This window comes from Pseudomonas sp. GM25, from assembly GCF_000282255.1.
GTDB classification, from domain to species: Bacteria; Pseudomonadota; Gammaproteobacteria; order Pseudomonadales; family Pseudomonadaceae; genus Aquipseudomonas; species Aquipseudomonas aphyarum.
On record NZ_AKJQ01000039.1, the window covers coordinates 25,869 to 50,447 of the forward strand.

Annotated in this window: 21 protein-coding genes; 13 read left to right on the top strand and 8 right to left on the bottom strand. The window is 62.6% G+C overall.

The genetic code is table 11. From position 1 onward, the window contains the following. Positions 1–46 precede the first annotated feature (46 nt). Positions 47–976 (bottom strand): NAD-dependent epimerase/dehydratase family protein, encoded by a 930-nt coding sequence (locus PMI24_RS15760; RefSeq protein WP_007955594.1) that lies wholly within the window; start codon positions 974–976, stop codon positions 47–49. Further along, on the bottom strand, positions 969–1,853 hold the full coding sequence (locus PMI24_RS15765) for a sugar nucleotide-binding protein (RefSeq protein ID WP_045121788.1): 885 nt from the start codon (positions 1,851–1,853) through the stop codon (positions 969–971). Before PMI24_RS15765 ends, PMI24_RS15760 begins: the two co-directional genes overlap by 8 nt. Positions 1,854–2,031: 178 nt before the next feature. Here PMI24_RS15765 and PMI24_RS15770 point away from each other — a divergent pair, with 178 nt between their 5' ends. Next, positions 2,032–6,327: a DEAD/DEAH box helicase gene (locus PMI24_RS15770; RefSeq protein WP_007955599.1), complete on the top strand. Its 4,296-nt coding sequence runs from the start codon at positions 2,032–2,034 to the stop codon at positions 6,325–6,327. Here PMI24_RS15770 and PMI24_RS15775 read toward each other — a convergent pair. Next, positions 6,321–8,426 carry a mechanosensitive ion channel family protein gene (locus tag PMI24_RS15775; RefSeq protein WP_007955600.1) on the bottom strand — a complete coding sequence of 702 codons (2,106 nt, stop codon included), beginning with the start codon at positions 8,424–8,426 and terminating at the stop codon, positions 6,321–6,323. The genes PMI24_RS15770 and PMI24_RS15775 overlap by 7 nt on opposite strands. 410 nt (positions 8,427–8,836) lie before the next feature. Between PMI24_RS15775 and PMI24_RS15780 the strand changes: the two genes are divergently transcribed. From PMI24_RS15780 to PMI24_RS15800, 5 genes are all read left to right on the top strand, one after another. Continuing rightward, positions 8,837–10,048, top strand: a complete 1,212-nt coding sequence (locus tag PMI24_RS15780; RefSeq protein WP_007955603.1) for an MFS transporter — start codon at positions 8,837–8,839, stop codon at positions 10,046–10,048. A 103-nt stretch (positions 10,049–10,151) separates the two neighbouring features. Continuing rightward, positions 10,152–11,078: a DUF72 domain-containing protein gene (locus PMI24_RS15785; RefSeq protein ID WP_007955605.1), complete on the top strand. Its 927-nt coding sequence runs from the start codon at positions 10,152–10,154 to the stop codon at positions 11,076–11,078. Beyond that, on the top strand, positions 11,075–11,872 hold the full coding sequence (locus PMI24_RS15790; RefSeq protein WP_007955609.1) for an endonuclease/exonuclease/phosphatase family protein: 798 nt from the start codon (positions 11,075–11,077) through the stop codon (positions 11,870–11,872). Before PMI24_RS15785 ends, PMI24_RS15790 begins: the two co-directional genes overlap by 4 nt. Next, a complete protein-coding gene (gene clsB / locus PMI24_RS15795; RefSeq protein WP_007955611.1) occupies positions 11,869–13,155 on the top strand; it encodes a cardiolipin synthase ClsB in 1,287 nt (428 codons plus the stop codon). Before PMI24_RS15790 ends, clsB begins: the two co-directional genes overlap by 4 nt. Then, positions 13,152–14,153, top strand: a complete 1,002-nt coding sequence (locus PMI24_RS15800; protein WP_007955613.1) for a lysylphosphatidylglycerol synthase domain-containing protein — start codon at positions 13,152–13,154, stop codon at positions 14,151–14,153. Before clsB ends, PMI24_RS15800 begins: the two co-directional genes overlap by 4 nt. Here PMI24_RS15800 and PMI24_RS15805 read toward each other — a convergent pair. The 3 genes from PMI24_RS15805 to PMI24_RS15815 form a co-directional block, all read right to left on the bottom strand. After that, positions 14,141–14,899, bottom strand: a complete 759-nt coding sequence (locus tag PMI24_RS15805; RefSeq protein ID WP_007955615.1) for an alpha/beta hydrolase family protein — start codon at positions 14,897–14,899, stop codon at positions 14,141–14,143. The genes PMI24_RS15800 and PMI24_RS15805 overlap by 13 nt on opposite strands. Continuing rightward, positions 14,889–15,995, bottom strand: a complete 1,107-nt coding sequence (locus PMI24_RS15810; RefSeq protein ID WP_007955620.1) for a DUF3182 family protein — start codon at positions 15,993–15,995, stop codon at positions 14,889–14,891. Before PMI24_RS15810 ends, PMI24_RS15805 begins: the two co-directional genes overlap by 11 nt. A gap of 178 nt (positions 15,996–16,173) precedes the next feature. Beyond that, the gene (locus PMI24_RS15815) at positions 16,174–17,169 is read right to left on the bottom strand and encodes a GlxA family transcriptional regulator (RefSeq protein WP_007955622.1); all 996 of its coding nucleotides are present in this window, start codon (positions 17,167–17,169) and stop codon (positions 16,174–16,176) included. 101 nt (positions 17,170–17,270) lie between these two features. Between PMI24_RS15815 and PMI24_RS15820 the strand changes: the two genes are divergently transcribed. The 7 genes from PMI24_RS15820 (at position 17,271) to PMI24_RS15850 (ending at position 22,446) form a co-directional block, all read left to right on the top strand. Beyond that, positions 17,271–17,825 carry a cysteine hydrolase family protein gene (locus tag PMI24_RS15820; protein ID WP_007955623.1) on the top strand — a complete coding sequence of 185 codons (555 nt, stop codon included), beginning with the start codon at positions 17,271–17,273 and terminating at the stop codon, positions 17,823–17,825. 153 nt (positions 17,826–17,978) lie between these two features. Then, positions 17,979–18,647 (top strand): YjfI family protein, encoded by a 669-nt coding sequence (locus PMI24_RS15825; RefSeq protein WP_007955624.1) that lies wholly within the window; start codon positions 17,979–17,981, stop codon positions 18,645–18,647. 17 nt (positions 18,648–18,664) lie between these two features. After that, positions 18,665–19,363, top strand: coding sequence for a PspA/IM30 family protein (locus PMI24_RS15830; RefSeq protein WP_007955625.1), 699 nt, complete (start codon positions 18,665–18,667; stop codon positions 19,361–19,363). A gap of 123 nt (positions 19,364–19,486) precedes the next feature. Further along, positions 19,487–20,137: a DUF2491 family protein gene (locus PMI24_RS15835; protein ID WP_007955626.1), complete on the top strand. Its 651-nt coding sequence runs from the start codon at positions 19,487–19,489 to the stop codon at positions 20,135–20,137. Positions 20,138–20,150: 13 nt separating this feature from the next. Beyond that, positions 20,151–20,576 (top strand): DUF350 domain-containing protein, encoded by a 426-nt coding sequence (locus PMI24_RS15840; RefSeq protein ID WP_007955627.1) that lies wholly within the window; start codon positions 20,151–20,153, stop codon positions 20,574–20,576. A 17-nt stretch (positions 20,577–20,593) separates the two neighbouring features. Further along, the gene (locus tag PMI24_RS15845; protein ID WP_007955628.1) at positions 20,594–21,286 is read left to right on the top strand and encodes a DUF1190 domain-containing protein; all 693 of its coding nucleotides are present in this window, start codon (positions 20,594–20,596) and stop codon (positions 21,284–21,286) included. Between the two features lie 2 nt (positions 21,287–21,288). Next, positions 21,289–22,446, top strand: a complete 1,158-nt coding sequence (locus PMI24_RS15850) for a glutathionylspermidine synthase family protein (RefSeq protein ID WP_007955629.1) — start codon at positions 21,289–21,291, stop codon at positions 22,444–22,446. Positions 22,447–22,522: 76 nt separating this feature from the next. Here PMI24_RS15850 and PMI24_RS15855 read toward each other — a convergent pair whose 3' ends face one another. Further along, entirely contained in the window at positions 22,523–23,041 is a 519-nt protein-coding gene (locus tag PMI24_RS15855; RefSeq protein WP_003228709.1) for a single-stranded DNA-binding protein, read from the bottom strand. A gap of 9 nt (positions 23,042–23,050) precedes the next feature. After that, positions 23,051–24,448, bottom strand: coding sequence for an MFS transporter (locus PMI24_RS15860; RefSeq protein WP_007955631.1), 1,398 nt, complete (start codon positions 24,446–24,448; stop codon positions 23,051–23,053). Positions 24,449–24,579 lie beyond the last annotated feature (131 nt).

Here is a 24,579-nt window from a genome sequence, read left to right on the forward strand (position 1 = left end):
AAAAAGGCGCCTGTCAAAAGGCGCCTTTTTCATGTCTGCGAGAAGCTCAGCGACCGAGCAGACGGGCCAGGCCGACGTTCATCGGTGTTGGCGTCGGGCACTTGAATCGCTCAAGCAACCGACCGTTGTTCGCCCGCGAATGGCGGATGTCACCGGAGCGCGCCGGGCCGTAGCTGACGGGCGGCAATTCGCCGACCACCGCTTCGAGCGCGGCCAGCATCTGCTTGAGATTGGTCGCCTGATTCCAGCCGACGTTCACCGCACCGACGTCCACTTGCGGCTTTTCGATCGCCTGCACCAGCACGTCGACCAGGTCTTCGACGTACATGAAATCCCGGGTCTGCTCGCCATCGCCGAACACGGTGATCGGCAGGCCTTTCTGCGCGCGTTCGCTGAAAATGCTGATCACCCCGGAGTACGGCGAGGACGGATCCTGACGCGGGCCGAAGATGTTGAAGAATCGGAAGATCGCCGGTTCCAGACCGTGCTGGCGGCGATAGAAATCGAAGTACTGCTCGCCGGCCAGTTTGTCCGACGCGTAAGGCGTCAGCGGCGCTTTGGGCGTGTCTTCGTCAATCGACTCGCCTTCGCCATTGTTGCCGTAGACGGCTGCGCTGGAGGCGTACAGCACGCGTTTGACGCCGGCCTCGCGCATGGCTTCGCAGACGTTCAGCGTGCCGATGAAATTGCTCTGGTGGGTTTTCACCGGATCGTCCACCGACGCCTGCACCGAAGCCACGGCGGCCAGATGGGCGACAGCGCTGCATCCCTGCATCGCTTGCGCGACCAGAGCGGCGTCGGCCACATCGCCGACGATCAGTTCGACCTTGGGATTGTCCAGCGGCAGATTGCTGCGCTTGCCGGTCGACAGATCATCGATGATCCGCACCGAATGCCCCTTGGCAAGCAGCGCGTCAGTCAGGTGCGAGCCGATGAAACCGGCGCCGCCGGTGATGAGAACAGGGCTTTCAGCCATGACGATAAAACCTATCCAGTAAGCCCGGGAGCGCGGCACGCCAGGCGCGCGGCTTGATCCCGAAGGTGTGCAGAATTTTCTTGCAGGCGAGTACCGCGTGTTGCGGTTCTTCGGCGGCATCCGGCCGCGCGGCGTGGGCCTGGGCGGTCGGGGCTTCGATGGCCAGCGGGTGCAGGCCGCGCGCTTCGGTGAGAATCGCCTGGCCCAGCGCCAGCGGCGTGGTCGCCTCGTGGCCGGCGTAGTGGTAAGTGCCCCACAGCGGCGCGGCGCAATCGAGTTGCTTGAGCACCGAAATGATCACCCGCGCCGCATCGTCAACCGGGGTCGGATTGCCACGACGGTCATCGGCCAGCAGCAATTCTTCCGGTTGTTCGGCGCGGGCCAGGAAGCGCCCGAGGGTGCCTTCCGGGCTGTCGTCGAGCAGCCAGCCAAAGCGCAGCAGCACGTGTTGCGGGCAGGTGGCGCGTACGCTCTGCTCGATCCGCCACAGGGCCTGACCGCGCAGGCCCAACGGCACTGGCTCGTCCTTTTCGCTGTAGGCGGTGGCGCGGGAACCGTCGAACACTCGATAACTGGACGGCTGCACCAGCACGATGTTGTGGTGCTGGCACAGTTCGGCCAATCGCTCGATGGCGCGTTCCTGCCCGGCCAGACGGCTTTCGCTGACGGCCTCGGCCTGGAACCAGTCGAAATAGTAGGCAAGGTTGATCAATGCATCGGGACGGGTGTCGTCGAGCAATTGGGTCAGGCTCGCGGCATCCCAGCCGTCTTCGGGCGGGCGGGGGGCGAGGAAACCGATGTCTTCCTCTGCACCGAGGCGAATCAGCGCCTGCCCAAGGGCATTTCCGCCGCCCAGTAACATAAGGCGCATTCGCATAGAGTCAGCAGGCCCAGTCTGATTGGAACGATGGCTTTGGCGACGATGTTTGGTACAGCGTCGTCGATAATTGCCGGAATCGTTGCATTTTGCGGGTTTAGTGCGCAACCGTCACCCGTAAAGTGTAGATCCCGAGCGGTACTTGCAACTTCGCCCGCCCACCCGCATAACTGAAGTCATGAATCTGCCCCTCCCCAAGGACGCGGCCCTGGCAGGCTTCCACCCCGCCGTCAGCGCCTGGTTCAGCAGCACATTCCCGACGGTGACCGCCGCCCAGGCCCGCGCATGGCCGTTGATCCGCCAGCGCCGCTCGACGCTGATCGCCGCGCCCACCGGCTCCGGCAAGACCCTCACCGCATTTCTCGCGGTGCTCGACGATCTGGTCCACCGTGGCCTGGAAACCCCGGACGGTCTGCCGGACGAAACCCTGGTGGTCTACGTTTCGCCGCTCAAGGCGTTGTCCAACGACATTCGCATCAACCTGCAGAATCCGCTGGCGGGGATTACCGACCAGCTGCGCCAAATGGATCTGCCGGCACTGGAAATCACCACCGCCGTGCGCACCGGCGACACCCCGCAGAAAGACCGCGCCGCCATGCGCAAGATTGCGCCGCACATTCTGGTGACCACCCCGGAATCGCTTTACGTGCTGCTCGGCTCCGAGTCCGGCCGAAAAATGCTCGGCACCACGCGCACGGTGATCGTCGATGAAATCCATGCCATCGCCGCTGGCAAACGCGGCAGCCACCTGGCCTTGAGCCTCGAACGCTTGCAGGCGCTGTGTCCTGACCCACTGACCCGCATCGGTCTGTCGGCCACACAGAAACCGATCGATGCGGTGGCGCGTTTTTTGGTCGGCCATGAACGCCCCTGCGAAATCATCGACATCGGCCACGCGCGCCCACGGGATCTGGGCATCGAAGTGCCGCCGGTGCCGTTGTCAGCCGTGATGGCCAATGATGTCTGGGAACTGGTCTACGACCGCCTCGCCACGCTGGCCCGGGAACACCGCACCACGCTGATTTTCGTCAACACCCGACGTCTGGCTGAACGCCTGAGCCGGCACCTGAGCGAACGCCTCGGCAAACACGCGGTGGCGGCGCACCACGGCAGTCTGGCCAAGGAGTTTCGCCTCGACGCCGAGCAGCGGCTCAAGCGTGGCGAACTGCAAGTGCTGATCGCCACCGCATCGCTGGAACTGGGGATCGACATCGGCGAAGTCGACCTGGTTTGCCAGATCGCCTCGCCGCGCTCGATTGCCGGGTTTCTGCAACGAGTCGGCCGCTCCGGACACCAGGTCGGCGGCACACCCAAGGGGCGCCTGTTCGCCACCACTCGCGATGACTTGATCGAATGCGCCGCGCTGCTCGACTGCGTGCGCCGCGGTGAACTCGATACGTTGCACATCCCCGAAGCGCCGCTGGATGTACTGGCGCAGCAGATCATCGCCGAGGTCAGTTGCCAGGAGTGGGCCGAGGACGATTTGCTCGCGCTCTTCCGCCGGGCCGAACCCTACGCCCGCCTCGACGAAAAACATTATCAAGCGCTGCTGAGCATGCTCGCCGAAGGCTACAACGGCCGTCAGGGCATCCGCAGCGCCTACCTGCATCGCGACGCCGTGAGCCGAACCCTGCGCGGACGACGCGGCGCTCGGCTGACCGCCGTCACCAGCGGCGGCACCATCCCCGACAACGCCGACTACAGCGTATTGCTCGAACCCCAGGGCCTGAACATCGGCAGCGTCAACGAAGACTTCGCCGTGGAAAGCATTGCCGGCGACGTGTTCCAGCTCGGCAACGCCTCCTATCGCATCCTGCGGGTGGAAACCGGCAAGGTGCGGGTCGAAGATGCCCAGGGTCAGCCGCCGACCATCCCGTTCTGGCTCGGCGAAGCACCGGGGCGCAGCGACGAATTGTCGGCGGCCGTGGCGCGCCTGCATGCGCAGCTCGATCAATTGCTCAGCGCCAGCCCCGGCAACCTGCAACCGGCCCTCGACTGGCTGACCGGCACCCTCGGCCTGAACCTGGCCAGCGCCGAGCAACTGGTGGATTACCTGGCCCGCGCCCGCCTCGCCCTCGGCGCCTTGCCGTCGCGGGACACGCTGCTGATGGAGCGGTTTTTCGACGAGTCCGGCGGCACCCAGCTGATCATTCATTCGCCGTTCGGCAGCCGCATCAACCGAGCCTGGGGCCTGGCCCTGCGCAAGCGTTTCTGCCGCACCTTCAACTTCGAATTGCAGGCCGCCGCCAGCGAAGACGCGATCGTGCTGTCGCTGTCCACCAGCCACAGTTTCGAACTCGACGAAGTCTGGCGTTATCTGCACAGCAACAGCGCCGAGCACATTCTGATTCAAGCCGTGCTGGATGCACCGCTGTTCGGTGTGCGCTGGCGCTGGAATGCTGGTGTGGCGCTGGCCCTGCCGCGTTACACGGGCGGGCGCAAGGTCGCACCGCAATTGCAGCGGATGAAAAGCGAAGACCTGATCGCCAATGTGTTTCCTGATCAGATCGCCTGCCTGGAAAACCTCGCCGGTGAACGGGAAATTCCCGAGCATCCGCTGGTGGAACAGACCCTCGACGATTGCCTGCACGAGGCGATGGACAGCGAAGGCTGGCTCGAACTCCTGCGGCGCATGGAGCTTGGCGAAGTGCGCCTGATCGCCCGTGACCTGCCGGCACCCTCGCCGCTGGCGGCGGAAATCCTCAGCGCCCGCCCCTACACCTTTCTCGACGATGCGCCGCTGGAAGAGCGGCGCACCCAGGCTGTGCTCAACCGCCGCTGGAGCGATCCGCAATCCACCGATGACCTCGGCGCGCTGGACGCCGATGCGATCGAAGCCGTGCGCGAAGAAGCGTGGCCGACGCCGAACAGTGCCGATGAAATGCACGAAGCGCTGATGAGCCTGGCCTGCATCAGCGACCGTGAAGTCGAGGTCAATCCGCAGTGGCGCGACTGGCTGAATGCCCTGGCCGAGACCGGGCGAGCCTGCCAGTTGCAGATCGATCCCGAACATTCACTGTGGCTGGCGAGAGAACGCCTGACCTGTCTGCAAGCGGTTTATCCACAGGCACAGTCGGCACTCACCGCGCTGCCCGGTTTCGACGAACCATGGGCAGCCGATGACGCAATAATCGAAGTCATCCGCGCGCGACTCGGCGCATTCGGCCCGCTACCGCTGGCGGCGATTGCCGAACCCCTGGCCTTGATGCCGGCCTCTGTTCATCAAGCCCTCGCTCATCTGGAGCGCGAAGGTTATGTACTGCGCGGCCAGTTCACGCCGGGATCGACCGTTGAGGAATGGTGCGAGCGGCATCTGCTGGCGCGCATTCATCGCTACACGGTCAAGCGTCTGCGCCGGGAAATCGAGCCGGTGGCGTTGCAGGATTTCATGCGGTTTCTGTTCGACTGGCAGCACTTGTCCCTGTCCACCCGTGGTCAGGGCAGCGTGGTGTTGCCAGCGATTGTCGGCCAGCTCGAAGGCTATCCGGCTGCGGCTTCGGCCTGGGACAGCGACCTCCTTCCGGCGCGGCTCAAGGACTATTCACCGAGCTGGCTGGACGATCTTTGCCGCAACGGCAAGCTGGTATGGACGCGACTCAGCGCCCGACAAAACATCAGCGGCACGGCGTTGCGCAGCACGCCGATCGTGTTGCTGCCGCGCAGTCAGGTCGGCTTGTGGAGTGCACTGGCCGAGCAGACGCCGGTCAGCGAACTGTCGCCCAAAACCCGCAAGGTTTTCGACGCGCTGAGCCAGCACGGCGCGCTGTTTTTTGATGAGCTGATTCATGAAGCGCACCTGCTGCGCACCGAGCTGGAAATCGCCTTGCAGGAACTGGTCGGCGCCGGTCTGGTAAATGCCGACAGCTTCGCCGGATTGCGGGCGCTGATCACCCCAGCGAGCAAGCGCCAGCAGCGCAGCAGTCGGCGGGGGCGCGGGGCGTTTGTCGGCGGCATGGACGATGCCGGGCGCTGGGCGTTATTGCGTCGCGGGGCGGTTATGGAAAACCGTCAAACAGCGTCGCCTGAAACACTTGAACACGTCGCAATGACTTTGTTGCGCCGCTATGGCGTGGTGTTCTGGCGCCTGCTGGAACGTGAGGCCGGCTGGTTGCCGAGCTGGCGCGAACTGTTGCGTACGTTCCATCGACTGGAGGCCCGGGGCGAGATTCGTGGCGGGCGGTTTGTCAGCGGTCTGGCCGGCGAGCAATTCGCCCTGCCCGAGGCGATTCCGCTGTTGCGCGAAGTCCGCCGTCGCCCCCATGACGGCAGCCTGATTGCGGTGTGCGGCGTCGATCCGCTGAACCTCGCCGGCACCTTGTTACCGGGCGCGAAAGTGCCGGCGCTGGCGAGCAATAGGCTGGTGTATCGCGACGGCTTGCCGGTCGCTGCCGAGGTCGCGGGCAAACAGCAATTCTGGGTGGAGCTGGACCCCACCGCCATGAGCGAAATCCGTAACAGGCTGACCCGTCACTGAGTGCGCGCCTGCTCCGGCAACACTACAGACGAATGCGCCGGCGCCACCTCTTCTTCCTGGCGTTTGGGCAGCAAAACCTGCTGTGGATAAGTCTGGGCGAAATGCACCCACGGGCTGTTATCCACAAGCTTTTTCAAACGCTGGTTGAACGCGCGGCTCACCGCATATTGCCCACCGGAAACCGTGCGGAATTGCGCGGTCAGCACCACGCCGTTCAGGTCCATCTTGTCTACGCCAAATACATCCAGCGGCCCTTGCAGGTTGTACTTGAGGAATGGATCTTCGCGAATCGAATCCCCCGCCTCGCGGATCAGCTCGATGGCCTTGTCGACATCGGTGTCATAGGTGAACTGCACCGAGAAAAACGCGAACGCAAACTGCCGTGATTGGTTGGTCACCGCCTTGATCTGACCGAACGGCACCGAGTGCACAAAGCCCTTGCCGTCGCGCAGGCGCAAGGTGCGAATGGTCAGGCCTTCGACCGTGCCGGCATGCCCGGAATCGAGCACCACCCAGTCGCCGATCGACAGGGTGTCTTCGATGATAATGAACAGCCCGGTAATCACGTCCTGCACCAGTTGCTGCGAGCCGAAACCGATGGCCAGGCCGACCACCCCGGCACCCGCCAGCAGCGGCGCGACGTTGATCCCGAGATTGGCCATGGTGGTGATCGCGCAGATCACCACCAGGATGATTTTGATCGCGTTGCGCAACAGCGGCAGGATGGTTTTCACCCGGGTGCTGGGCTGGCGCGCCGAGCGTTTGCTGACCGGTGGTTTCAGCGCTTCCTGAATCGCCGTGTCGAGCACCACCCACAGCAGCCATGTCACGAGGAAGATCAGGCCGATGCTGCTCAGGGCATTGCTGATCGCCCGACCGACCGTGCTGCTTTGCGCGAAGTCGAGCAGCGACACGCCCCAGATCCGCCCGAGAATGTCGATGAATGCAATCGCGATGACGATCCGCAGCAACGCATGCAACAGGCTGAGGAAACGCTCCTTGTAGGCACTGCTGCGCTGGATCGCCTCGGCCTTGCGCGACTTGAACAGGTGTTGCAGCACGGTGCTGAGAAACACCGTGCCGATCAGCAGCACCGTGGTGAACAGCGCACAACGCAGGGCCTTTTGATTGTCCTCGCCGATGCCGATCAGATTGACCGCAGAGACCAGCACCATCAGCACGATCGGCCAGTACCAGAGCCCGGAAAAAATCCGCAGCGACTCCTGCAACGACGGCTGTTTCAGACGCTGGGCCAGCGGGCGATTGCGGATCAGGTGCGCCACCGGTCGGCGCAGGCGAATCACCAGCAGACCGAAGATGATCGACGCCAGCAGACCGGTGAACACCGCGATGCTGCTGGTGATGTTGCCGCCCAGTTGCCGGGCGATCTGCGGGCTGGTCAGGGCATCGCTGAGGGCGGCGAGAAAACCGATCAGGAACAGCGGTTTCGGGCAGTAGTCGCGAATGATCTGCACGGCGCGGCGCTTGTGGCCGGTGTTGAACATCACCACCACACACAACAGCATCGACGTGGAAAATATCCCGCTGCTGGTGGCGTAGGCAAAACACAGCGCCAGCGCGCGACCGACCGAGGCCGACAGAAAATGGCTGACGTACAGGGTCAGCGGCAGACAGATCAGTGCGGGCAGCGTGTACGGCAACAGGTAACCGAGCAGGTCTTGACTGCGCTGGCGGGTGCGCAGCCAGCGCCCTTCCCGCAGGCGTTTGCCCAGCACGCTACCGAGCACCGTCAATACGGCAAACGTGCCCAGCCACACGCCGGAGAGCATCAGGAAATCCCCCGCCACGCTCCAGCCGGAGCGGTTCGAGGGTTGGTTGACCAGCCTGTCGACTTCATCCGCCGCCCGGTCGGCGCGCAGGCGCCAGGCGTCGACCAGATGCTCGTTGAGATCGAGTTTGTCCTGCACGTCGTCGATGCTGGAACTGATGGCGCCGAGCAGTCCGCCCTGCACGATCGGTTCCGGTTTGGCCGGCTCTTCACTGGCCGCCGGAACGCCCGGCAGGCTGGCGGCTTGCACTGCATGGCCGCCGAACAACAGCAATGCCCCCAATAGAATCGCGATCCTGAACCTGGTCAAAACGCAGAGCTCCCTTGGTTGAACCTGTAAGGAACTGATCGGTAAATCGCGGGCAAGTTCGGTTTTTGCGGCGAAATCAAGAGCCCCCTCACCCCAGCCCTCTCCCGGAGGGAGAGGGAGCCTACCGAGGTGTTTTCACGAGTTACATCGACCTGAAAGGTTCGTTTTGATCTCAAGTCCGAGAGCCGGCCTATGCTGCGTCGGAACCTGAGTACGGCTCGGTGTATCACGTCGGCGTAACTCAAAAGGACACATCGATCAGTCCCCTCTCCCTCGGGGAGAGGGTTAGGGTGAGGGCGGGCTTTTGATCTTTGCGCCCAGATCAAATATCAAATGCCCATCCCTGTATTTTTCCACCCCCACCAAAACCCGACACTGCGCTCCATTCAATCCCCCACCGGAGTGCCGTCATGCCCATTGCCCTGCTCGCGCTGACCCTCAGCGCTTTCGCCATCGGGACGACCGAGTTCGTCATCGTTGGTCTGCTTCCCACCATCGGCGCCGATCTCGGCGTCAGCCTGCCGTCCGCCGGTCTGCTGGTCAGTCTTTATGCCCTCGGCGTAGCCATCGGTGCGCCGGTGCTGACCGCCCTCACGGGCAAAGTCCCGCGCAAACTGTTGCTGCTGTCGCTGATGGTGCTGTTCACCCTCGGCAACCTGCTGGCCTGGCTGGCGCCGAGTTATGAATCGCTCGTAGTGGCGCGGATCGTCACCGGTCTGGCCCATGGCGTGTTCTTCTCCATCGGCTCGACCATCGCCACCAGCCTGGTGCCCAAGGAAAAAGCTGCGAGTGCGATTGCGATCATGTTCACCGGCCTGACCGTGGCGCTGGTCACCGGCGTGCCGCTCGGCACGTTCATCGGTCAGCATTTCGGCTGGCGTGAAACCTTCCTCGCCGTTTCGGCGCTGGGTGTCATCGCGTTCATCGGCAGCCTGCTTTACGTGCCGAACAACATTGCCCACAGCAAACCGGCGTCGCTGTTGCAGCAATTGCAGGTGCTCAAACAACCGCGCCTGCTGCTGGTGTACGCCATGACGGCCATCGGTTACGGCGGCTCGTTCATTGCCTTCACGTTCCTGGCGCCGATCCTTCAGGACATCTCCGGCTTCAGCGCCGGCACCGTCAGCCTGGTGTTGCTGGTGTACGGCGTGTCGGTGGCCGTCGGCAACATCTGGGGCGGCAAACTGGCGGACAAACGCGGGCCGATCAGCGCGCTGAAAATCATCTTCGCCCTGCTCGCCGCCGTGCTGTTCGTGCTCACTTTCACCGCCGGCAACCCATGGCTGGCGCTGGCCACCGTGCTGGTCTGGGGCGCAGTTGCCTTCGGCAACGTGCCGGGCTTGCAGGTGTATGTGGTGCGTCAGGCTGAACATCACACGCCGCACGCCGTGGACGTGGCATCAGGCCTGAACATTGCCGCGTTCAACCTCGGGATTGCCGGTGGCGCGTGGGGTGGCGGTTTGATCGTCGAGCACATCGGTCTGATCCATACCGCGTGGATCGGCGGCCTGGTGGTGCTGGTGGCATTGGCCCTGACGGCATGGAGCGGTCGCCTCGATCGCCTGGGCCCGGTGTACGCCGAACCTGCCGAAGGCTCCGCCCGAATCGTCACCGGGCACTGATCCGGCGCAGCCTGACCGTCCGTAATCCCGTCGAAACTTTCCCGAACCGCCCGCAGTCATCCACAGACAGAGGCCGTACGGGGACTTTCGACGGGAGGGCGGCATGGCAACGATTCATATCGGTATTTCAGGCTGGCGTTACGCCCCGTGGCGCGGGGACTTTTACCCCAAGGGGCTGGCGCAGAAACGCGAATTGCAGTTCGCCTCACGGGCGGTCAACAGCATCGAAATCAACGGATCGTTCTACGCCCTGCAACGGCCGGAACGCTACGCCCAGTGGTACGCCGAGACGCCGGATGACTTCGTGTTCAGCATCAAGGCGCCCCGCTTCATCACCCACATCCGCCGCCTGCGCGATATCGAAAAACCCCTGGCCAATTTCTTCGCCTCCGGGGTGCTGGAGTTGAAGGAAAAATTCGGCCCGGTCCTCTGGCAGTTCCCGCCCAACTTCACGTTCGACCCCGAACGCTTCGAAGCTTTTCTCGATCAGTTGCCCCACGACACCCAGGCCGCCGCCGAGCTCGCCCGTCAGCACGATTCACACCTGCACGGCCACGCAAGCATGAAGGCCTACGGCAAAAAACCGCTGCGCCATGCCGTGGAAATCCGCAACGACAGTTTCATCGACCCCGACTTCGTGCGCTTGCTCAAACGCTACAACACCGCGCTGGTGATCGCCGACACCGCCGGGAAATGGCCGTACCGCGAAGACCTCACCAGCGATTTCGTCTACCTGCGTCTGCACGGTGCCGAGGAGCTATACGCCAGCGGCTACACCCGTGTCGCGCTGCAACGCTGGGCCGAACGGATCGACGCCTGGCACCATGGCCGGCAACCGGGCGACGCACATCTGATCGCGCCGCGCCTGAAGCCTCGGGCCCGTAAATCCCGCGAGGTTTTCTGCTACTTCGACAACGACATCAAGGTCCGCGCGCCTTTCGATGCCCGCAGCCTGTTGCAGCGATTCGATCTGGATAAGAACCTCGAAACCGTGCCCGGCGAACCGGCCGCCGAAGGGGTACTCGCATGAGCATTCCCGAGCCGGTCGGCTTCACCGACGAGCAGACCACTGTCATTACCACGGTCCGCCGTTTCACCGTGCTGACGGTCAACACCCACAAGGGTTTCACCGCGCTGAACCGGCGTTTCATCCTGCCGGAATTGCGCGAAGCGGTGCGCAGCGTGTCCGCCGATGTGGTGTTTCTCCAGGAGGTCCATGGCACCCACGAGCACCATCCCAAACGCTACGAAAACTGGCCGACGATGCCCCAGTACGAATTTCTCGCCGACAGCCTCTGGCCGCAGTTCGCCTACGGACGCAATGCTGTGTATCCGGACGGCGATCACGGCAATGCGGTGCTGTCGAAATTCCAGATCGTGCGCCATGACAACCTCGACGTTTCGATCAGCGGCCATGAAAACCGCGGCCTGTTGCATTGCGTGCTGCGCCTGCCGGGAGACGACCGAGAGGTGCATGCGATCTGCGTCCATCTGGGCCTGCGCGAAAGCCATCGCAACGATCAGCTGGGCCTGCTGCGAGAACGCCTTTCCGAGCTACCCAGTGATGCGCCGGTGATCGTCGCCGGCGATTTCAACGACTGGCGCCAGCGCGCCGATGCCTTGCTTGAACCCTGTGGCCTGCGCGAAGTGTTTGCGGCGCATCACGGCAAACCGGCGCGCAGTTTTCCCGCGCGCATGCCGCTGCTGCGCCTCGACCGGATCTACGTACGCAACCTCAAGGCCAGTCAACCCAAAGTGCTGGCGAACCGTCCCTGGTCACACCTTTCCGACCACGCGCCGCTGTCGGTGGAGATTGAACTATGAGCAGTGCACCGTTGGAAAAATCCGCCGTAGAGCCGGTCAGCATTACCCCGCCCGTGCGCGAGCCGGGCACCGTCGATGTCGAGTACCGCTGGCAGGGCAACAACCGGCTCGAGCTGCTGGAAAACGGCGAGGAATATTTTCCCCGGGTGTTCGAAGCGATGCGCGCGGCGAAAAGCGAAATCCTGCTGGAGACCTTCATCGTCTTCGAAGACAAGGTCGGCAAGGAATTGCAGGAGATCCTGATCGATGCCGCCCGGCGTGGCGTGCGCACCACCGTCAGCCTCGACGGTTTCGGTTGTGGCGAACTGAGCACCGGTTATCTGACCGCGCTGAGCGATGCCGGCGTACATCTGCAGATATTCGACCCGGCCCCCAAGCGTCTGGGCATTCGCACCAACTGGTTCCGCCGCTTGCACCGCAAGATCGTGGTGGTCGACGGACTGATTGCGTTCATCGGCGGGATCAATTTTTCCGGCGATCACCTGGCCGATTTCGGCCCCGAAGCGAAGCAGGATTATTCGGTGGAAGTTCAGGGCCCGGCGGTGGCCGACATCCATCATTTCGCCCTGCTGCAAAGCGGTCGACCGGGACGCGCAAGGTTCTGGTGGCAACGGCGCCGACAGCGTCGCGCCGAAATGGCCTTCGATGATCACGACGGTCAGGTGCGTCTGGTGTTCCGCGACAATGACCGCCACAACACCGATATCGAAGACGTGTATTTGCAGGTATTGCGCCGCGCCCAACGGCGGGTGGTGATCGCCAACGCCTACTTCTTTCCCGGCTATCGCCTGCTGCGCGAAATCCGCAACGCAGCCCGACGCGGGGTCGAGGTGCGACTGATTCTGCAGGGGCAGCCGGACATGCTGGTGGCCAAACTCGCTGCGCGCATGACCTACGATTACCTGCTCAAGGCCGGGGTGCAGATTCATGAATATTGCGAGCGGCCGCTGCACGGCAAAGTGGCGCTGGTGGACGAGGAATGGAGCACCGTCGGCTCGAGCAATCTCGATCCGCTGAGCCTTTCGCTGAACCTGGAAGCCAACGTGCTGATCCGCGACCGCGCCTTCAATCGCCACCTGTTCGAACGCCTCGAAGACCTCAGCCACAACCACTGCAAGGCGATGGACGCCGCGAAGTCGCCGCGCGGGCGAATCTGGCACATGACCGTGGGCTTTCTGGTGTTTCACTTCCTGCGGCATTTCCCGGCGATGGCCGGTTGGCTGCCGGCGCACAAGCCACGGCTCAAACCCTTCACCCACGCCGCCGGGAGCGATCCGTCATGAGCCATTCCGAAGCCCACGCGGCGGTGCATCCGGCACCGGCGGGCAAGTCCCGCTGGAGCCGCTGGAAACGTCCGCTGACCCTGCTGTTTTTCCTTGCGCTGATCGTATTGCTGACGATGTTCGCCAGTCGGATCGAATGGGCCGAGGTGCTGCAAACCCTCGCCGACTTCAAGGTGCGCACGCTGATCATCGCCTCCAGCCTGACCCTGCTGAGCTTTCTGGTGTACGCCAGTTTCGACCTGATCGGCCGCACTTACATCCGCCAGGATCTGACGTGGAAACAGATCCTGCCGGTGGGCGTCATCAGCTACGCCTTCAATCTCAACTTGAGCGCATGGGTCGGCGGAATCGCCATGCGCTATCGCCTGTATTCGCGGCTCGGGGTGAGCAAAAGCAACATCGCCAAGATCCTCGGCCTGAGCCTGGCGACCAACTGGTTCGGCTACATGACCATCGCCGGCGTGGTGTTCAGCAGCGGGCTGGTGCGCATGCCGCCAGGCTGGAAAGTCAGCAGCGACGCGTTGCAGGGCATTGGTGTATTGCTGCTGTTGGTGAGCGCCGGTTATCTGGTCGCCTGCCAGTTTTCCCGGCGGCGCGAGTGGTCGATTCGCGGGGTAGAAATCAACCTGCCGTCGCTGCGCATGGCGGTCCTGCAATTGCTGCTCGGGGCGCTGAACTGGTCGCTGATGGCGGCGGTGATTTTCACCTTGCTGCCGAGCAAGCTCGACTATCCGCTGGTGCTCGGGGTGCTGTTGATCAGCGCGATTGCCGGGGTCATCACCCACATCCCCGCCGGGCTCGGCGTGCTGGAAGCGGTGTTCGTGGCGCTGCTGCAACACGAGGCTTCCCGGGGCAGTCTGGTGGCGGGGTTGCTGGCGTACCGGGCGATCTATTTCCTGTTGCCGTTGCTGATTACCGTGCTGATGTACCTGGTGGTGGAAGCCAAGGCCAAGGCGTTGCGGATCGAGAAGAAACCCAAATCTGATCAGCGCGACTGAATGATGCTCAACCGCTCGCCCACCACCATTTCGGTGATCCAGTCGACGAGGATCGAGGTGTAGGCCTGCTGCGAGGTCGGGTCGCTCAGGGCGTGGTCGGCGCCGTCGATGATGCGGTGAGTCAGCGAGTGGGTCTGCTGACACGCGGCGCGGTAACTCATGATCGTCGCGTGGGGCACGTAGTCATCGGTTTCCGACTGCACCAGCAGCACGTCCCCGGTGAATTGCGAGCAGGCGTGCAACGCGCGGTTGCTGTCGGCGCGCACCAGGGTGCCGCGATAATCGCGCAGGTCGGCCTTGTCCAGATCTCGCTTGGGCGTGTGCCATTGTTCGTCGCGATACAGCGCCGGCACCCGCAGCGCCAGCCAGCGCACCGGACGCAATGAGGTGAGGATCGAGGCGAGATAACCGCCATAGCTGGTGCCCACAACCGCAATGGCCGAAGTGTCCAGCGCCGGGTGGGCGAGCAGCCGATCGTAGGCCGCCAGCAAATCACGCAGATTGTCTTCGCGGGTGACCCGGCTCAGCGGAATGCCGGTGCCGCCGGTGTGCCCGCGCAGGTCGAACGTCAGGCACACACAGCCCAGGCCGGCGATGCCTTTGGCCCGCTCCAGATCCCGCTCCTGACTGCCGCCCCAGCCGTGCACGAACAACACGCCGGGGACTTTCGATTTGGGACTGAGGAACGTCCCGCTCATCTGTTCATCATCAATGTCGATTTGAATGCTTTCGCTTCTAGCCGTCATAGGATTTGACCGTTACGTATTTGAGGAGAAAGTCGCTGTTCTCGGCCGGCCCGCGATACACCTCGATGGCATCCGCCGGCAGGGCCTGATCGGAATAGGTTTCCACCGACGACACGCGGATCGCGCGCATCGAGGGATCGTTGACGAAACTTTGCAGCGCCGCCACTTCCGCGCTGCTGGCGCCGCCCATGCGCCAGGACTGTTCGAGCACGCCACTGCGCGGCCGGCCTTCGCTGTCCAGGCCTTGGGCAATGTCGTAATTGCGCCGCGAGGCATAGAAACGCGGATAGGCTTCGTCAGCCGCCCGGTCGAACACCTGCGCCTGCTGGATCGCAAGACGCACGTCGTCGGGCAGATCCAGCGCCAGCAGATCCTCGTAACCGCCCTGCACCACCAGCAGGTTCGAGCCGCCGTACACTTCCTCGCCGTGGGCATCTTTGGTCAAGTATTGATCACCGCAGTAACTCAGCACCCGGTCGCCGATGAACGACTGGCCGACGCTGTGGGTGACCACCTGACTCAAATCCTGCTCCAGCACCACGCCATCGCTGAACAGTTCTCCGACCTCGGGTCGGGCGAGGATTTCGTCGAACGCATCCAGGCTCTTGATTACTTCCTGACCGCGCCCGGCGCAGGCGTGGATCGGCTTGATCCGGATCGGTCCGCTGTACAACAGATGTTCGGCGGCGGGCCGTGCATCCTCCAGCGCAAAGACGCTGAGCCCGTCCAGCACCACGGTGCGCACCCGCTCGGAAAACAGCGGCGACCAGCCTTGCGGCGCATGGGCCTGATGGCTGCGCAAACCGTGGCTGATGGCTTTGGTGCAGATGAAATCGTGCTCGACGAAACCGCCCCACAGATCATCCGGACCGCTCACGCCCAGTTCGCGGGCCGCCGCGCCGACGAGGGTCTGGGTCGGCAACAGATATATATCCCGGCCGCGATGCTTTTCGGCGTCGTAACTGCCGCCGAACTTGAGGCCGAGGATCTGCGCCAGCCATCGCGCGAGGGCTTTATTGGTCTGCACTTCATGTTGTGGCGCGCCGGGCCGAACCGAGTGGGCGACGACCACTTTCCTGCGGGATGTCGGGGTCATGCGTCCCCCTTCCAACGGCGGTTTGAATGTAGGTCAGAGGGTGCAGAGATCAGGCCAACCGGGGCTTGCCTGAAACGCCCTGAAAATCAGCCACTTGAAAAACCCGTGCTGGCACCGCGCCTGTTTCAATCTGCACGACTGCGCTGTGGGCTCCGGCATTTTGCACGACAGGTGCTTACTACTTCGCCACGGCCGGCGGCGGACTCACGCCGAATCGCGTGCGGTATTCACTCGGCGCCAGCCCGGTGATTTTCTTGAACGTCGCGCGAAAGGCTCCCGGATCCTGATAGCCCACCGTCCACGCAATGTGGTCGATGGTGCCGTTGGTGAACTCGAGCATTTCCCGGGCCTTGCCGACCCGCAGGTGCTGGCAGTATTCGGTGGGTTTCAGACCGGTCGCCGCACGGAAACGGCGCAGGAAAGTACGTTCTTCGAGGCCCGCGCGTTCGGCCATCGCCGTCAGCGAGACATCGGTCGCGCCGTTGCCTTGCAGCCAGTGCTGAACCTTGAGAATCGCCCCGTCGCCATGATTGAGGATCGGGGCGAAATTGCTGCCGCAGGCACTGGCGCTGTCGCTGTGTTCCACCACCAGGAATCGCGCGGTCGCGCTGGCGATGCTCGGCCCGAGCAGACGATCGACCAGCCGTAGCCCCAGTTCCGACCAGGCCATCAAACCGGCCGTGGTGATCAGGTCGCCGTCATCGACAATCGGCGTGTCGGCCTTGAGTTTAATGTGTGGATATCGCTCGGCGAACGCCTTGGCTGACGTCCAGTGCGTGGTGGCGCTGCGACCGTCGAGCAGACCGCTTTCGGCCAGCAACAGCGAACCGACACATACGCCGCCGAGGGTGGCGCCGCGGGCATGTTGCTCGCGCAGCCAGTGAATCAGCCCGGCGGGCACCTGGGCTGCTGAAAAACCACCAATGGACGGCGGAATCACGACCGCGACCAGACCGGCGTCGGTGCCGGGATCGCTGTCGTGGACCCTTACCGGCGATTGATCGCCCTCGACCTGCCAATGGCTGACCCGCAAGCGCGGCAACTGCGCACTCTGGTGCTCGGCAGCGACCCGGTTGGCCACCGCGAACAGGTCGGTCAACCCATGCACCGCCGCCAGCTGCGCGCCGGGATAGATCAGCACACCCAGTTCGACGACCGCCGGTTTCGCGTCCATTGTCAGTTTTCCCCTGTGTATTGTCGGTGCGGCCAATCCTCGAAAACGTGGCCAGCGCCAATACTGAGCCCACACCCAACGTTCACTTCGAGGACACACCCATGGCCAAGCAAGCGCTCATCGTAGTCGATATCCAGAACGACTACTTCCCCCAAGGCAAGTGGCCGCTGGCCGGTGCCGACGCCGCCGCGGACAACGCCGCCCGGTTGATCGCGGCATTCCGCGAGGCCGGTGATTCGGTGGTGCACATCCGCCACGAATTCACCTCGCCCGAGGCACCGTTTTTCACTCCGGGCTCCGAAGGCGCCAAGCTGCATCCGAAAGTGCTCAACCGTGCCGACGAGCCGGTGGTGCTCAAGCATTTCGTCAACTCGTTCCGTGAAACCGAACTGCAATCGATCCTCGACGAACAAGGCATCAAGGAGCTGGTGGTGGTCGGCAGCATGAGCCACATGTGCGTCGACGGCATCACCCGTGCGGCGGCAGATCTGGGCTACACCGTCACGGTGATTCACGATGCCTGCGCCAGCCGCGACCTGGAATTCAACGGCCTGACCGTCCCCGCCGCCCACGTGCATGCGGCGTTCATGTCGGCGCTGGGGTTTGCCTACGCCAGCGTGGTGTCCACCGACGAGTTCCTCGCTGCCAGCCGCTAAGCCCTGCTCTGATACAACCAGAAAAACCTGCGCCCGCCTCGCTGCGGGCGCTTTTTCGCGTGTCATAAAAATCTCACGCGTGAGCCATTGATGGCACTTTGAATTGGTTGTAGTGTTGCTCACGCGTGAGATGTTCATAACGGAGTCATCGCCATGAAAAGCCGCTCCCCTGCCACTAAGTCAGAGAGCCCAAAGGGAGTGCGCTCGACACCGTCCGCGAAAAAACCGTCGAGCTTCTACATGAAGCAGATGCGCGCGGGCCTGGCTGCCGCCGGTTATGTGAAACACGAAACTTGGGTGCTTCCGGAAAACCGAAGCTTGCTCAAGCAAATGGAGCAACAGCTACGCCAACCGATTCTGGCTGGCTCATTCATGTCGGAGAATTACATGAGCGCAGGCAACAACTGGAATATCGATAGCCTCTACAACGCTTTCAAGGCGCTGGACGAGGTGGCTTCGCAAGAGATCACGCTGTCTCTGATCCAGAGCTCCGAACCCAGCCTCAAGCTGGAAATGAACGAATTCGGCGGTCTGCCGATTCACATCGCCCTCGCCGGTCAGCAGATCATCGTCGACACCGTGCTGGTGGACATCGATTCGATCACCGACGTACGCGCGTTCAACGACGCCGTACTGCGCAGCCGGGAAATGTTCCCGCTGTCGTCGATCGGCATCGAGACCATGCCCAACGGCCAGACCGTCTACAACATGTTCGGTGCACTGAGTGCCGACTCGAGCCTGACCAACGTGGTCACCGAGGTGAAAACCCTGGTCGACAACGTGCAGCGCGCCAGCGAAGCCTTCGAACACTTCTTCAAGTAATCAACAGGGAAAATCCAATGACTCAGTCCATCTGGAGCAAGTTGTTCACCGCGCTGCGCGGCGGCGCCAACGAAGTCGGCGAAGCGATCGCCGACCAACAGGCCCTGCGCATCCTCGATCAGGAAATCCGTGACGCCGACAGCGCGCTGTCCAACGCCCGTCGCGAACTGGTCACCATCATGGCCAAGCACAAACTTTCCGCCGACCGCGTGAGCGAGTACGAAGCCAAGATCAAGGACCTGGAAGCCAAAGCCGTTTCCGCCCTGAACGCCGGCCGTGAAGACCTGGCGCTGGAAGTGGCCGAAGCGATCTCGACCCTGACCAACGACCTGGGCGTCGAGAAGAAGCAGAGCGACGAGTTCGGCACCTACGCCGACAACATGCGCAAGGACATCAACAAGGCCGAAGCGCGGATCAAGAGCCTGCGCCAGCAAGTGGACATGGCCAAGGCCCGTGAAAGCGTGCAGAAAGCGCAGGTCAGCGCCTCGATCGCCAGCGGCGGCGCCAACGGCAAGCTGGAAACCGCTGTCGGCACCTTGAACCGTCTGCAAGCCAAGCAGCAGCAACGCGCTGCCGAGCTGAGTGCTGCCGACGAGCTGGCCGATGCTTCGACCGGCAACGATCTGGATCGCAAGCTGCGCGAAGCCGGCATCACGCCGAACGAAGGCAGCGCCAACGCTATCCTCGAGCGTCTGAAGCAAAAGTCCGCCCAGTAACGGCGGCGAGAAAAAAGAAGGGCACCGGGTGCCCTTCTTTTTTGCCTGCTCGTTCGTCACGAGGCCGGTACACTAGCGGCGTTTTGCCAACGAATATCTTCACCCGCTTCAAGGAATGTACCCATGGGATGGTTCAAAGATTTGCTCGGCACCAGCAACTGGCAGTCGGCCGCGCCGGCGTCAGAGTCTGCCGGCGGCCCGCTCGGACTGGCGCAGGGCAAGGCGATCCGCTTCGACACGACCCTCGGCCTGTTGCTCGACGGCAGCACCTCGGTGCGGGTTCCCGACGCCCAGGCCATCTGGAGCGCCGGCTGGATCGACCTCGGCCAGTCGAACAAACTGCATCGCTACTACCTGAACGACGAAGAATTCTGGGTACAGATCCATGTCACGGGCGACGACCAGATCGAGTCGGTGACGCTGTTCAATTACCTCAGCTACGTGACGGTCAACAGTGACGCCGAACTGCAGCGCCTGGCCGGCCCGAACAGTCAGATCGGCCTGCCGACCTATCGCCATGAGGGTGTCGAATACACTCGTGAATGGGGCACCGAACGCGGCCAGACCGAACTGGTGCCGCTCACCGAACAGGTGATCAACCCGGACGAGTCCTACACAATCAACCATCACTCGATGCTCTACGCCCGCGAGACCGGTCTGACCGATCGCCGCGAGCTCTTGCTGTTCTCCGTCGAACAGGACGAAGAAGGCACCGTCAGCCTGAGCACCTCGCTGGGCATCTCGCTGTACACCACCGATCTGAGCACCATTTAAAAGGAAGTTTTCCATGCTGGAAGCGTTGTCCATTTCCCTGAACAAAGCCGCGCTGGTCGGTTTCGTTGCCTACCTGATCGGCGCCGTGCTGCTGTTCATGCTGTTTCAGTTCGTCTACACCCGCGTCACGCCGCACAAGGAATTCGAGCTGATCCGTTCCGGCAACGTCGCTGCCGCCATTGCCCTGTCCGGCGCAATCATCGGTTTCGCGATTCCGGCGAGCAACGTGATCGCCCATTCGATCAACGTTCTCGACTTCGTCCTCTGGGCGGTGATCGCAGCCGTGGTGCAATTGCTGGCCTTCCTGGCGACCGGGCTGGTGCTCAAGGGCACGTCCCAGCGCATCGCCAACGGTGAAATCGCTGCGGGCATCTATGTGGCGGCGGTGGCGATCAGCGTCGGCATGCTCAACGCCGCGTGCATGACCCCGTCCTACTGATCGGCAGGAAGCCTGAGATGAAACGAAGCAAGTACGTTCAACTGTCGCTGGCCGCTTCGGTGGCCCTGGCGATTTCCGGTGAAGTGGCCGCCCAGGAACAGCAACGCAACTTCCAGAGCGTCGAACAATGCGTCGACGCCGAAGTGGCGCCGGATGTCTGCTCTAACGCCTACGTCGCCGCCCTGGCCGAACACCGGCGGATCTCCCCGGCCTACGACGACAAGGCTGCCTGCGACGCGGACTTTGCCGCTGACTGGTGTCAGAAAAATTCCGCCGGCCGTTTCGTGCCGAAACTCGGTGGCTTCAAGGTGCCGCAGGACGGTGAGCCGGCACAGAACCTCGATGCGATCGCCAATGCGCAGATGCCGGCCGGCGATGCGGCTGCCGTACAGAGCAATCAGACCAGCACTTCGCACTCGTCCAGCGGTGCAGGCAACGGCTGGCTCACCGGATGGCTGATCGGCAATGCCATGAGCAACAACCGCGCGAGCGACTCGCGGCCGGTTTATCGCGAGCGCAATACCCGCCAGACCTACGACACTTCGACGCTGAACCGGCGGATCGAGTCGGCACCGAGCCGCAGCCAGCGGGACTATGACAGCGATTACCGCAAACCGGTCAACGTGGCGTCGTCCACCTCCCGTGGCGGTTTCGGCAGCCAGTCCAGCGCACGCAGCGGTTGGGGCGGCTGGGGCCGTTCGAGCAGCTGACCATGAAGAAGATCCACTGCGCCGAGCGCCACGACTGGAAACAGACCGCCGAAAGCCTCGGTTTTCTGTTTCACACCATCGACGACGAGCCGTACTGGGACGAGCGCGCCTACTACCAATTCACGCTCGCGCAGATCGAAAACGATCTGGAGGATCCGACCACCGAGCTGCATGAGATGTGCATGGACCTGGTCGACCGCGTCGTGCACAGCGAAGAACTGCTGGATCGTCTGAGCATTCCGGCGCAGTACTACGACATGATCCGAACGTCCTGGCTGGAAGGTCATCCGCATCTGTACGGGCGCATGGACTTCTCCTACAACGGCAACGGCCCGGCGAAGCTGCTCGAACTCAACTACGACACGCCGACCAGTCTTTACGAAGCGTCGGCGTTCCAGTGGGGCTGGCTGGAACAATGCATCGAGCGCGGGATGCTGCCGCGCCATGCAGACCAGTTCAACAGCATCGACACCCGTCTGCACGAAGCCTTTGCCCAACTGAAACTCACGCGGCCGTTTTACTTCGCCTCGATGAAAGACTCGGTGGAAGACAAGGGCACCACGGATTACCTGCGGTTGATCGCAGAGAAGGTCGGCATCGAATCGCGGCACATCGACATCGAAGACATCGGCCTGAGCGCTGACGGTCGCTTCGTGGATCTCGAAGATCGCTGGATCCCGCACCTCTTCAAGCTGCACGCCTGGGAGTTCATCTTCCACGAGCCGTTCGGCGCGGCGATTGCCGAGTGCGATACGCAGTTTTTCGAACCGGCGTGGAAGTCGATCCTCTCCAACAAGGGCGCCCTGCCCCTGCTATGGGAGTTTCATAAAGGTCACCCAAATCTGCTGGCTGCGCACCTCGACCCGAACCCGGGCAGCGCGGTGCCCAAGGGTTGGGTACGCAAACCGTACTTCTCCCGGGAAGGCGCCAACATCGAGCTGCAGACCGCCGAAGGCCTGATCGTCAAAGAGGATGGGCCCTACACCGATGCGCCCTTCATCCTGCAGGAATTTGCGCCACTGCCGAAGTTCGATGACAGCTATACGCTGATCGGTTCGTGGGTAATCGGCGATCAGGCGGCGGGGATTGGTGTGCGGGAAGACAACAGTCTTATCACCAAGGATTCGAGCCGGTTTCTGCCGCATCTGATTCTTGACTGAAAAACCTGCGTGCATGAAAAAGGCCCGTCGCATTCAGCGACGGGCCTTTTTTGTTTAACGCGGATACAGCAGCGAATCAGAACGGAATGTCGTCATCGAAGCTGTCGAAATCCGGAGCCGGTTGCGGTGCGGCCTGCTGTGGAGCCGGGGCCGAACGCTGCTGAGGTGCCGACTGCTGCGGACGCGGAGCCTGTTGGCGTGGCGCCTGCTGCTGATAGTTGTTGCCACCGCCTTGTTGGTCGCCCTGTTGTGGACGGCCGCCGAGCAGTTGCATGGTGCCTTGCATGTCGACCACGATTTCGGTGGTGTAACGCTTGATACCGTCTTTTTCCCACTCACGGGTCTGCAGCTTGCCTTCGATGTAAACCTGCGAACCCTTGCGCAGGTATTCGCCGGCGATTTCGGCAACCTTGCCGAACATCGATACACGGTGCCACTCGGTCTTCTCGACCTTCTGACCGGTCTGCTTGTCGGTCCACTGCTCGCTGGTCGCCAGACTCAGGTTGGTCACGGCGTTACCGTTGGGCAGGTAGCGTACTTCGGGATCCTGGCCGCAAGTACCGACCAGAATGACTTTGTTAACCCCACGGGCCATAACGTTCTCCTAGGCTTCGCACGCAGTCTGCGCCGGGTTGTTCACCAGGCGTTCGAGAGTGGTGCGATCCATTAATTCGGTGTCCAGTTTGATGTAGATCGCCGCTTCATCAGCGACTATCACCGCATCAGTTACCCCTACGAGGGCCTTGAGACGCTCGACCAGACCCGCTTCGCGGATCGCTTCGGGCGACAACGGCAGGCGCAGGCTCGTCACGTAGGGAGGTTCGCGCATGGTAACAGCAAAGGCCAGCCAAAGTGCAGCCAGCCCGGCACATCCGAGGAACACAACCGACAGACCGCCATGCTGGAACATCCAGCCGCCGAGAATACCGCCGAGTGCCGAACCGAGGAACTGACTGGTGGAGTACACGCCCATGGCCGTGCCTTTGCCACCTGCCGGTGAAACCTTGCTGATCAGTGACGGCAGCGAAGCTTCCAGCAGATTGAACGCGGTGAAGAACACCACCGTCCCGATCACCAGAGCCCGCAGGCTGTCACCGAACTGCCAGAAGAATAGCTCAGTGAGCATCAGCGTCATCACGGCGCCGAGCAAAACTCGTTTCATTTTGCGTTTCTTCTCGCCATAGATAATGAACGGGATCATGGCGAAGAAAGAAATCAGCAGCGCGGTGAGGTAGACCCACCAGTGTTGCTCCTTGGGCAGACCGGCTTTTTCAACCAGTGCCAGGGGCAGTGCGACGAAGCTCGACATCAACATCGCATGTAACACAAAAATGCCCAGGTCCAGCCGCAGCAGGTCCGGGTGCTTGAGCGTCGGCATCAACGCCTGACGTGCAACGCCGGACTCGCGGTGGCTCAGCGGCCCGGTGGATTTCGGCACCATGAACATCACGATCACGATCCCGACCAGTGCCATGCCACCGGTGGCGAGGAACAGGCCAGACAAGCCGAATGCACGAGTCAGCAGCGGGCCGACCACCATCGCCACGGCGAACGACAGGCCGATGGTCATGCCGATCATGGCCATGGCCTTGGTACGGTGCTGTTCGCGGGTCAGGTCGGAAAGCAACGCCATGACCGCTGCGGAAATAGCGCCGGCACCCTGCAGGATCCGCCCGGCAATCACGCCCCAGATCGAATCGGCCTGGGCTGCCAGCACGCTGCCGAGGGCGAAGACGATCAGCCCCAGGTAAATCACCGGACGCCGGCCGATGCGGTCGGAAATGATCCCGAACGGAATCTGGAAAATCGCCTGGGTCAGGCCGTAAGCGCCGATCGCCAGCCCGATCAGGGCCGGGGTCGCTCCCGCCAGATCCATGCCGTAGGTCGCCAGTACCGGCAACACCATGAACATGCCAAGCATACGGAAGGCGAACACCAGGGCCAGACCGCTCGCCGCGCGGGTCTCGCTGCCACTCATGCGTTCGCTGTGGGGATCGTGCATGGAAAAACCTCGTGTGAACCGGCGGCGATTCTACCAGTCCCATCGAGAGACGGGGTATATCGCGACGCTTTGACGCGTACAGATGAAACTCTCTTCATGTAAGGCAAAAAACCCTTCACTTGATAGTGTGC